The sequence below is a fragment of the Alloalcanivorax sp. genome, assembly GCF_964221125.1.
GTDB classification, from domain to species: domain Bacteria; phylum Pseudomonadota; class Gammaproteobacteria; order Pseudomonadales; family Alcanivoracaceae; genus Alloalcanivorax; species Alloalcanivorax venustensis.
Map to the genome: position 1 here is coordinate 1 of NZ_CAXPXK010000095.1, position 9,669 is coordinate 9,669.

Consider the following 9,669-nt stretch of genomic DNA (forward strand, 5'->3'; position numbering starts at 1 on the left):
AACAGTTAATAGCGAAACCAAACCGAGGCGTCAGGGATGACGGGAAGGTTCGTGGCGCGGGAGAAATCCCGCGCTTTTGCGTTGCGGGTGGTGAAAAGCTGCCAATACCTGCAGAGTGAGAAGCAGGAATACGTCTTAAGCAAGCAGTTGCTGCGCAGCGGCACCGCAATCGGAGCGCTGGTGCGTGAGGCCGAGTACGCGGAAAGCCGCGCGGATTTCGTGCACAAGATGCATGTCGCCCTGAAAGAAGCCAATGAAACGGACTACTGGATAGATTTGTTGGCCGCCTCGGGTTACTTCCATCCGGATTCCGGGAAGTCTTTGCAGGCGGACTGCCGGCAACTCCTGAGAATATTGATCGCCATTATCAAAACCACCAAAAGTCGGCGATAATGTCCCCGTGTTTTCGCTATTCACTGTTCACTATTAATTCTTAACTGTTAACTGGTCCTCTCATGTATTGTCCTTTCTGCGCCGCTCAGGACACCAAGGTGATCGACTCGCGTCTGGTCGCGGACGGCGGGCAGGTGCGCCGGCGCCGGGAGTGCCTGAGCTGTAACGAGCGCTTCACCACCTTCGAGACCGCCGAGCTGGTGATGCCCCGGGTGATCAAGTCCGACGGCACCCGCGAGCCGTTCAACGAGCAGAAGCTGCGCGCCGGCATGCTGCGGGCGCTGGAGAAGCGGCCGGTGAGCGTGGAGGACCTGGAAGCGGCGATCAGCCGGCTCTGCCACCGTCTGCGCGCCACCGGCGAGCGGGAGGTGCCGGCCCGGCAGGTGGGCGGCTTCGTGATGGAGGCGCTGCAGCAGCTGGACGACGTGGCCTATGTGCGCTTCGCCTCGGTCTACCGCAGCTTCCAGGACATTTCCGAATTCGCCGCCGAGGTGGACCGCCTGCGCGGCCGCGCCGGCGGCGGCGAACCGCAAGACGACGATACCCCGCAGCAATGAGCGCCGGGCGGTTCAGCGACTTCGACCATGAGTGCATGGCCCGGGCCCTGGAGCTGGCCCGGCGCGCGTTCTATACCACCGACCCCAACCCGCGCGTCGGCTGCGTGCTGGCCCATGACGGCCTGATCATCGCCGAGGGCTTCCACGCCCGGGCCGGCGACCCCCACGCGGAGCGCAACGCGCTGGCCACCGCCGGCGAGCACGCCCGCGGCGCCACCGCCTACGTCACCCTGGAACCCTGCTCCCACACCGGCCGTACCGGCCCCTGCGCGGACGCCCTGATCGAGGCCGGCGTGGCACGCGTGGTCGCCGCCATGGAAGACCCCAACCCCCAGGTGGCCGGCACCGGCCTGCAACGGCTGCGCGACGCCGGCATCCAGGTGGACACCGGTCTCCAGGAAGCGGACGCCCGCGCCCTGAACCCGGGCTTCGTGCTGCGCATGAGCCAGGGGCGGCCATTGATCCGCATCAAGGCCGCCGCCAGCCTGGACGGCCGCACCGCCATGGCCAACGGTGAGTCCCAGTGGATTACCGGGCCCGAGGCCCGCGAGGATGTGCAGCGCCTGCGCGCGCGCAGCAGCGCCATCGTCACCGGCATTGGCACGGTGCTGGCGGACCGGCCCTCCTACACCGTGCGTCCCGAACAATGGCGGCATGGCGAGTACGCCGACGGCCCGGTCCGCGCGCCGCTGCGGGTGATCCTCGACCCGGCCCTGCGCACCCCAGTGGACAGCCCGGTGGTCACCGCCGATGGCCCCTGCCTGATCGCCCACGCCGACGACCCGGGCGCCGCCCCGGAGGAGCGCCGCCGGGCGCTGGAACACGCCGGCGCCGAGCTGCTGGCGCTGCCCCGCGCCCGCGCCGCCAGCGACCCCGCCGAGCCCGGCGCCGCCGCCCGCGCGGAACGGCGCGGCCTCGACCTGCACGCCCTGACCGCCGAGTTGACCCGCCGCGAATGCAACGAAGTGCTGGTGGAATGCGGCGCCACCCTGGCCGGGGCCTTCGTCCGCGAGGCCCTGTTCGACGAGCTCATTGTCTACCTGGCCCCCACGCTGCTGGGCGCCGACGCCCGCGGCCTGCTGGACCTGCCGTTCGAGCGCATGGACCAGCAGATCCGCCTGCAATGGAGCGACCTGCGCCGTGTCGGCGACGACCTGCGCCTGACGCTCACCCGACCGTAAACGGAGGCGGCACATGACCCTGAACGTGGGGGTGTACCTGTACCCCGGTGTGGAACTGCTCGACTTCGCCGGCCCCTGTGAAGTGTTCACCACCGCCAACCGGCTGGCCCCGGAGGGCGCGCCGTTTTCGGTGTTCTCGGTGGCCGCCGGGCGGCGGCCGGCCACCAGCCGCGCGGGCGTGGTGATTCAGCCGGATTACAGCTTCGCGGATCATCCCCCGATCGACGTGGTGCTGGTGCCCGGCGGCGTGGTGGACGAGGTCATGAACGAGGCGGCCGTGGTGGGCTGGATCGCGGAAGTCTCGGCGGCGGCGCGGCTCACCGCCTCGGTCTGCAACGGCGCCTTCCTGCTCGCCGCCGCCGGTGTCCTGGACGGCCGCCGGGTGACCACCCACTGGGAAGACATCGACGCCTTGCGCACCCGCTTCCCGGCGCTGACGGTGGAGGACGGGCCGCGCTGGGTGGATCAGGGCGACGTGGTCACCTCCGCCGGCATTTCCGCGGGCATTGATATGAGCCTGCATCTCGTGGAACGGTTACAGAGCCGTACCCTGGCCGCCGCCACGACACGGCAGATGGATTTTCACCGGGCGAGCTGATTTCGGGGGGAGGTCGCCGTCATGCAATGCCCCAAATGCGAGCACCCGCGAGGCGCCGGGGACACCACCTGCGGCGGCTGCGGGCTGGTCTTTCACAAGTACGAAGCCTACCTGGAGCGCCAGCGCGAGCTGCGGGAAAATCAGACCCCGCCGGGCCCGGACCGCGCCGAGCGCCTGAAAGCGTTTTTCCAGAGCCTGCTGGTGCCACCGGAGACCCTCTACCGTTACCCGGCCCTCTACGCGCTGCTCTGGGTGGGTCTGGTGGTGTGGGGCTGGAGCTACATCACACAGAGCCTCCACCAGCTCGGTTACCAGCCCGCCTTCCTGCACAACGTGAACCTGCCGTTCCACGAAGCCGGGCACGTGATCTTCGGCATTTTCGGCCAGTTCATCGGTTCCCTGGGCGGCACCCTGGGGCAGCTGCTGGTGCCGGTGATTTGCGGCATCGCCCTGCTGCGGCGCCACGACACCTTCGGCGCCAGCGTCTGCCTGTGGTGGTTCGGCGAGAACTTTCTCGACATCGCGCCCTACATGGCCGACGCCCGTGCCGGCGAGCTGCCGCTACTGGGCGGCAACTACGGCAAGTCCTCCCCCTACGGCTTCCATGATTGGGAATTCATTCTCGGCGAGACCGGGCTGCTGGCCTGGGACAAGACGCTGGCGGCGCTGACGCTGAACAGCGGCCGGGCGATCATGGTGCTGGCCATGGTGTGGGGCGCCTGGCTGCTATGGCGGGGCTGGCGCCGACAGCGCGGCTGACCTCAGGAGGCGATGGCGACCACGCCGCGGCCGCGGTCCTTGGCCTGGTACAGCGCCTGGTCGGCACGGCGCAGGGTGCGCCGCCAGTCGTCGTCGGTGAGCTCCGCGAACCCCATGCTGGCGCCGATGCGCAGGTCCTCGCTGTCGCCGGCGGGGATGCTTTCGAACGCCTCCAGCAGGCGTCGGGCGATGGAGTCCGCCGCGTCCGGGTTGGCCTCCGCCAGAAACACCACGAACTCGTCGCCGCCCCAGCGGCAGGCGATGTCGCCGTCGCGCATGGTGTGGTCGATGCGCTGCGCCACGGCGCGCAGCAAGGCGTCGCCCCGGGTGTGGCCGAAGCGGTCGTTAACGACCTTGAAATGATCCAGGTCGATGAACAGCAGACCGCCCCGGGCGTGGGGTCCGAGGCCGTCCAGATGGCTTTCCAGAAAGGCGCGGTTGAACAGTCCTGAAAGCGGGTCACGGGTGGCCTTGTCCGCCAGGTGCCGCAGCTGGTGGTCGGTCTCGGTGCGCTCGCTGAGCGTGCGCGAGTAATGAATCACCATCGCCGCCAGCGCCGCCACCTGGAACGCCACGAACCCCGGCGTCAGCGCGCTCAGCGGCAGCAATTCCACGCCCATCTCGCGCAGGGTGTCATGCACCCCGGTGAGAAACACCAGCACGAAGCCGATCACCGTCAGCCACCAGGCCAGGGTGCCACCGGTGCGCCGGGCGCGGCGCACCATCCGCCAGTTAGTGTAGCTGAACGCCACCATGCACAGCACGAAGAAGGGCGCGCCGGCGGCGCCGTAATCCGCGAACACCTGGCTGCCCTCGATGGTGGCCTGATTGCTGGCGATGATCAGCGCCGGATGATCCACCCACAGCACGCTGGCCAACAGAGCGCCGGCCAGGTAAACCGCCGCCAGCCGCCAGCGCGGCTCGTGCCGGCGGCGCAGCACCCGGTGCATGCAGATCAGCGCCGCCAGCCCCATCACCACCGCGCTCAGCGCCACGCGGTAGGGCGTCATCACCGCGTCCAGGTCGCCGGTCACGGCGTCGATCCGCGAGGTCAGATCGCTGGCGATGTACACCGTGGCGCACAGGTTGGCCAGGGCGAACTGCAGCGCCGCCGGCGCTTCCCGGTCGCGGTACAGATACAGCGCCAGGGTGAACACACTCAGCAGCAGCAACAACGCCACGGCCGCGCCGGTGGCCATGATGTTCAGCCACAGCGTCCAGGTATCCGTCCCGGCGCCGGCCAGGAAGGTGGAAGCAGAGTGTTCAGGCATGGTTTCCGGGGCGACTAAAAAATGAGCGGCAAGAATACCAAAAACACCCGGCAAAACCGTTGTTTCTTCGTTTCAGCATCCGGCGGCGGGCAAGCGGGGCAGGGCGCGCCTTCACGAATACCTCTTCAACGCGGCCTTAACGCCACTTTCATGTATCGCAAAACGGTCATTGGGCGGTTGATCAGGCTGTTTAAGGAACTGCATCGATGCCCATGGTGAACATTAAAAACCATACATATCAGTAAGTTGGCGTTTTACTCGCTGCCCCGGACGGCGCCCTCCTCCTAAATGATACATAAATAGTGTATTGACACTAAATTATGTGTCGTATAAAAATGAACCTATACGTGGCACGACCGCCACAGCGGACAACGGAGGCGCCCCATGTACGCACAACAGGTGGATACCGGCAGTAAAGGTCTGAAAAATCGGGACGAAATGAGCCCGGAAGAGCGGCACTTTCAAGAGAAGGTGGACGCGGAGACCAAGATCGAGCCCAAGAACTGGATGCCCGACGGCTACCGCAAAACGCTGATTCGCCAGATCTCCCAGCACGCCCATTCGGAAATCGTCGGCATGCTGCCGGAAGGCAACTGGCTGACCCGGGCGCCGAGCCTCAAGCGCAAACTGCAGCTGATGGCCAAGATTCAGGACGAAGCCGGCCACGGCCTCTATCTGTACAGCGCCATGGAAACCCTGGGCGCCGACCGCGACGAGGAAATCGAAAAACTGCACCGCGGCGAAGTGAAGTTCTCCTCCATCTTCACCTACCCCACGCTCAGCTGGGCGGACATGGGCGCCATCGGCTGGCTGGTGGACGGCGCCGCCATCGTCAACCAGGTGCCGCTGCAGCGCTGCTCCTACGGCCCCTACGCGCGGGCCATGATCCGCGTTTGCAAGGAAGAGAGCTTCCACCAGCGCCAGGGTTACGAAGTGCTGCTGACCATGATGCGCGAGGGCACCGACGAGCAAAAAGAGATGGTGCAGGACGCCATCAACCGCTTCTGGTGGCCCTCCTTGATGATGTTCGGCCCCTCCGACGACAACTCGCCCAACTCCGCCCAGTCCATGGCCTGGAAGATCAAGCGCCACAGCAACGACGAGCTGCGCCAGCGCTTTCTGGACCAGACCGTGCCGCAGCTCGAATTCCTCGGCTGCACCGCGCCGGACCCGGACCTGAAATGGAACGAGGAAACCGGCCACTACGACTTCGGCGCCATCGACTGGCAGGAATTCTTCGACGTGCTCAAGGGCCACAGCCCCACCGGCATCGAACGCATCCAGCAGCGCAAAAGCGCCATCGACGATGGCAAATGGGTGCGTGACGCCGCCGTGGCCTACGCCGAGAAGCAGAAGGCCAGCGCCGCCTGAACCGATTAACCAACGAGAACCGAAATGGCTGAATGGACCCTCTTTGAAGTCTTCGTGCGCAGTAAGCACGGCCTCAACCATAAACACGTGGGCAGCGTGCACGCCGCCGACGCCACCATGGCGCTGGAAAACGCCCGCGAGCTCTACACCCGTCGCAACGAGGGCGTGAGCATCTGGGTGGTGCCCGCCGCGCAGATCACCGCCACCGCCGGCGACGAAAAAGACGCCTTCTTCGACCCGGCCGAAGACAAGGTCTACCGCCACGCCAGCTTCTACAAGCTGCCCCCGGAAGTGGATCAGATGTGATGAGCCAGAACCAAGCACTGACTGAATACCTGCTGCGCCTCGCCGACACCGACATGGTGCTGGCCCAGCGCCTGTGCGAATGGTGCGGCAAGGCGCCGGCCCTGGAAGAAGAAGTGGCGATGATGAACGTGGGCCTGGACCTGCTCGGCCAGGCGCGCAACTGGTACGACTACGCCGCTGAACTGCTGGACGACGGCCGCGACGCCGACCAGCTCGCCTTCCGCCGCAACGAACGGGAATACCGCAACCTGCTGCTGGCGGAATACCCGCGCGGTGACTACGCGGTGACCACCGCCAAACAGTTTTTCTTCGACGTCTGGCACCACTTGGTACTGACCCGGCTGAGTAAATCCAGCGACGAACGCATCGCCGGCCTGGCCGCCAAGGGCCTCAAAGAAGCCCGCTACCACCGCCGCCGCTCCACCGAATGGATGCTGCGCCTGGGACAGGGCACCGAAGAAAGCCATCGCCGCCTGGCCGACGCCGTGCAGAACCTGTGGCGCTTCACCTACGAGCTCACCGACACCGACGCCGTGGAAGACGAACTGGCGGAAGCCGGCATCGGCGCCGGCAACGTGGGCGACGCCTGGCGCGCGGAAGTGAGCCGGGTGCTGGAACAGGCCGGCCTGGACGTGCCCGAACCGGCGCGCCACTTCTACCTGGACGGCAAGAACGGCAAGCACACCGAACAGCTCGGCTTTCTGCTCGCCGAAATGCAGTACCTGCCGCGGGCCTATCCTGATGCCACATGGTGAGCCCGATGCCACCTGGTGAGCTGATTTTCCGTGAGCGGGCGGTGTTCACCGGCACGCCCCTGGGCGAAGCGGACCTGCCGCGCGCCTGGGACTGTCTGAGTGAGGTGATGGACCCGGAAGTGCCGGTGGTCAGCGTCGTCGACCTGGGCATGATCCGCGCCGTGGAATGGGACAGCGACCATCTGCACGTGAAAGTGTCGCCCACCTATTCCGGCTGCCCGGCCACCGAAGTGATCGAGCGCGACGTGGAACAGGCGCTGATCGAAACCGGCTTCCGGAACCCGCGCATCGAGCGGGTGCTGGCGCCGGCCTGGACCACCGACTGGATCACCGACAAAGGCCGCCAACAGCTCCGCGACTACGGCATCGCGCCGCCGGCAGTCGGAGAGGGCAGGGACACGCTGCTGGACCCCGGCCCCGCCGAGTGCCCGCACTGCGGCGGCACCGACACCCGGCGAATCAGTGAATTCGGCTCCACCGCCTGCAAGGCGCTCTACCAGTGCCGCCAGTGCCTGGAACCGTTCGACTACTTTAAGTGCCTCTGACCATGACTCAATTTCATTCTCTCAAGATTCGCGAAGTGCGCCCGGAAACCCGCGAAGCGGTCTCCATCGCCTTCGACGTGCCGCCGGAACTGAACGACACCTTCCGCTTCACCCAGGGCCAGCACCTGATCGTGCGCACCCAAATGGACGGCGAGGAAGTGCGCCGCTCCTACTCCATCTGCACCGGCGTCAACGACGGCGACCTGCGCGTGGCGGTGAAGAAAGTCCCCGGCGGCCGCTTCTCCGGCTTCGCCAACGGCGAACTCAAGGAAGGCGACACCCTGGAAGTCATGCCGCCCACCGGCCACTTCCACATCGACCTGGACCCACAACGCGAGGCGCATTACCTGGCGGTGGCCGCCGGCAGCGGCATCACGCCGATCCTGTCCATCATCAAGACCACGCTGGAAGCCGAACCCAACAGCCAGTTCACGCTGATGTACGGCAATCGTTCCAGCGGCTCCACCCTGTTCCGCGAAGCGCTCAGCGACCTGAAAAACGCCTACCTGGGCCGACTCAACATCATCTATATGTTCAGCCGTGAACAGCAGGACGTGGATCTCTACAACGGCCGTATCGACGCGCACAAATGCGACGCCATCTTCAGCCGCTGGCTGGACACCCCGAACCTGCACGCCGCCTTCCTGTGCGGCCCGCAATCCATGACCGACACCGTCAAGGAGCGGCTCATCGCCAACGGCCTGGAAAAAAGCCGCGTGCACTTCGAACTGTTCGGCGTGGAAGGCCAACCGCAACGCAAACACCGCGCCCCGGAAGAAGTGGCCGACGACGAAGCCAAAACCGAAGTCTCCATCATCAGCGACGGCCGCCAGCTCGACTTCCGCGTACCTCGCGACAGCGTCAACATCCTCGACGCCGCCAACAAAGAAGGCGCCGACCTGCCGTTCTCCTGCAAGGCCGGCGTCTGCTCCACCTGCCGCTGCAAGGTGGTGGAAGGGGAGGTGGAGATGGACAACAACTTCGCCCTGGAAGATTACGAAATCGACGCGGGCTATGTGCTCTCGTGCCAGAGCTATCCCTTAACCGACAAAGTCGTCCTGGATTTCGACCAGCCTTAAAACCTTCGCGGGCCCTTGTGGGAGCGGGCCCTGCCCGCGAACGAGCGGCCCCGCCGCGAACAACACACCGATCAACAAGGAGCCACGCCATGACCGTCCTCCAAAGCTACCTCGCCGGCCAATGGCTCGGCAGCCAGCCCGGCAAGCCGCTGGCCAGCGCCATCAACGGCGAGATCGTCGCGCACGCCCACGACGACACCCCGGACTTCGCCGCCGCCGTGCACTACGGCCGCACCACCGGCGTCAAAGCACTGCTCAAGCTCGACTTCCAGGAACGCGCCGCCCGCCTCAAGGCCATGGCGCTTCACCTGCAGGAACACAAAAAAGAACTCTATAAGCTGTCGCGCCACACCGGCGCCACCAAAGGCGACAACGCCTTCGACATCGACGGCGGCTTCGGCACCCTGTTCGCCTACGCCAGCATGGGCCGCAAAGAGCTGCCCTCCGGCAACGTGGTCCACGAAGGCCCGGTGATCCCCCTCGGAAAGAACAACCACTTCGCCGGCACCCACATCCTGGTGCCGCGCGGCGGCGTCGCCGTGCACATCAACGCCTTCAACTTCCCGGTCTGGGGCATGCTGGAAAAATTCGCCGCCAACTTCCTCGCCGGCATGCCCTGCATCGTCAAACCGGCCACCGCCACCAGCTATGTCACCGCGGCCTGCGTGCGCCTCATGCAAGACTCCGGCGCGCTGCCCGAAGGCGCCCTGCAACTGGTGATCGGCGGCACCGGGGATCTGCTCGACCAGCTCGACGAACAGGACGTGATCACCTTCACCGGCTCCGCGGACACCGCCCGCAAACTGCGCGCGCACCCCAACGTCATCAACCGCTCCATCCCCTTCAACGCCGAA

The 9,669-nt window shown here is 66.1% G+C and carries 12 protein-coding genes; 11 read left to right on the forward strand and 1 reads right to left on the reverse strand.

From position 1 onward, the window contains the following. The first annotated feature begins 51 nt into the window (after positions 1-51). The 5 genes from ACEQZD_RS11160 to ACEQZD_RS11180 all read left to right on the forward strand — a co-directional run bounded on the left by ACEQZD_RS11160 (position 52) and on the right by ACEQZD_RS11180 (position 3,488). The gene (locus tag ACEQZD_RS11160) at positions 52-393 is read left to right on the forward strand and encodes a four helix bundle protein (RefSeq protein ID WP_370185469.1); all 342 of its coding nucleotides are present in this window, start codon (positions 52-54) and stop codon (positions 391-393) included. 62 nt (positions 394-455) lie between these two features. Next, entirely contained in the window at positions 456-950 is a 495-nt protein-coding gene (gene nrdR, locus ACEQZD_RS11165; protein ID WP_142947402.1) for a transcriptional regulator NrdR, read from the forward strand. Then, a complete protein-coding gene (gene ribD, locus ACEQZD_RS11170; RefSeq protein WP_370185471.1) occupies positions 947-2,131 on the forward strand; it encodes a bifunctional diaminohydroxyphosphoribosylaminopyrimidine deaminase/5-amino-6-(5-phosphoribosylamino)uracil reductase RibD in 1,185 nt (394 codons plus the stop codon). Before nrdR ends, ribD begins: the two co-directional genes overlap by 4 nt. A gap of 13 nt (positions 2,132-2,144) precedes the next feature. Beyond that, entirely contained in the window at positions 2,145-2,729 is a 585-nt protein-coding gene (locus tag ACEQZD_RS11175; protein WP_370185473.1) for a DJ-1/PfpI family protein, read from the forward strand. Between the two features lie 21 nt (positions 2,730-2,750). Continuing rightward, positions 2,751-3,488: a TFIIB-type zinc ribbon-containing protein gene (locus ACEQZD_RS11180; protein ID WP_370185475.1), complete on the forward strand. Its 738-nt coding sequence runs from the start codon at positions 2,751-2,753 to the stop codon at positions 3,486-3,488. 2 nt (positions 3,489-3,490) lie between these two features. Here ACEQZD_RS11180 and ACEQZD_RS11185 read toward each other — a convergent pair whose 3' ends face one another. After that, positions 3,491-4,759: a diguanylate cyclase domain-containing protein gene (locus tag ACEQZD_RS11185; protein WP_370185477.1), complete on the reverse strand. Its 1,269-nt coding sequence runs from the start codon at positions 4,757-4,759 to the stop codon at positions 3,491-3,493. Positions 4,760-5,143: 384 nt separating this feature from the next. Between ACEQZD_RS11185 and paaA the strand changes: the two genes are divergently transcribed. From paaA to ACEQZD_RS11215, 6 genes are all read left to right on the forward strand, one after another. Further along, a complete protein-coding gene (gene paaA / locus ACEQZD_RS11190; protein WP_370185479.1) occupies positions 5,144-6,130 on the forward strand; it encodes a 1,2-phenylacetyl-CoA epoxidase subunit PaaA in 987 nt (328 codons plus the stop codon). Positions 6,131-6,154: 24 nt separating this feature from the next. Continuing rightward, entirely contained in the window at positions 6,155-6,436 is a 282-nt protein-coding gene (gene paaB / locus ACEQZD_RS11195) for a 1,2-phenylacetyl-CoA epoxidase subunit PaaB (protein ID WP_067608777.1), read from the forward strand. After that, positions 6,436-7,191, forward strand: a complete 756-nt coding sequence (gene paaC, locus ACEQZD_RS11200) for a 1,2-phenylacetyl-CoA epoxidase subunit PaaC (RefSeq protein WP_370185482.1) — start codon at positions 6,436-6,438, stop codon at positions 7,189-7,191. The genes paaB and paaC overlap by 1 nt, the downstream gene beginning before the upstream one ends. A 5-nt stretch (positions 7,192-7,196) precedes the next feature. Further along, on the forward strand, positions 7,197-7,736 hold the full coding sequence (gene paaD, locus ACEQZD_RS11205) for a 1,2-phenylacetyl-CoA epoxidase subunit PaaD (RefSeq protein WP_370185484.1): 540 nt from the start codon (positions 7,197-7,199) through the stop codon (positions 7,734-7,736). Positions 7,737-7,738: 2 nt separating this feature from the next. Further along, positions 7,739-8,815, forward strand: a complete 1,077-nt coding sequence (gene paaE / locus ACEQZD_RS11210; protein ID WP_370185486.1) for a 1,2-phenylacetyl-CoA epoxidase subunit PaaE — start codon at positions 7,739-7,741, stop codon at positions 8,813-8,815. Between the two features lie 89 nt (positions 8,816-8,904). After that, positions 8,905-9,669, forward strand: a 765-nt coding sequence (locus tag ACEQZD_RS11215) for an aldehyde dehydrogenase family protein (protein ID WP_370185488.1), incomplete at its 3' end; no start/stop codon positions are given.

Coding starts and splice junctions, on each gene's coding strand:
- nrdR (WP_142947402.1), top strand. CDS start 456: ATGTATTGTCCTTTCTGCGCCGCTCAGGACACCAAGGTGATCGACTCG.
- ribD (WP_370185471.1), top strand. CDS start 947: ATGAGCGCCGGGCGGTTCAGCGACTTCGACCATGAGTGCATGGCCCGG.
- ACEQZD_RS11175 (WP_370185473.1), top strand. CDS start 2,145: ATGACCCTGAACGTGGGGGTGTACCTGTACCCCGGTGTGGAACTGCTC.
- ACEQZD_RS11180 (WP_370185475.1), top strand. CDS start 2,751: ATGCAATGCCCCAAATGCGAGCACCCGCGAGGCGCCGGGGACACCACC.
- ACEQZD_RS11185 (WP_370185477.1), bottom strand. CDS start 4,759: ATGCCTGAACACTCTGCTTCCACCTTCCTGGCCGGCGCCGGGACGGAT.
- paaA (WP_370185479.1), top strand. CDS start 5,144: ATGTACGCACAACAGGTGGATACCGGCAGTAAAGGTCTGAAAAATCGG.
- paaB (WP_067608777.1), top strand. CDS start 6,155: ATGGCTGAATGGACCCTCTTTGAAGTCTTCGTGCGCAGTAAGCACGGC.
- paaC (WP_370185482.1), top strand. CDS start 6,436: ATGAGCCAGAACCAAGCACTGACTGAATACCTGCTGCGCCTCGCCGAC.
- paaD (WP_370185484.1), top strand. CDS start 7,197: ATGCCACCTGGTGAGCTGATTTTCCGTGAGCGGGCGGTGTTCACCGGC.
- paaE (WP_370185486.1), top strand. CDS start 7,739: ATGACTCAATTTCATTCTCTCAAGATTCGCGAAGTGCGCCCGGAAACC.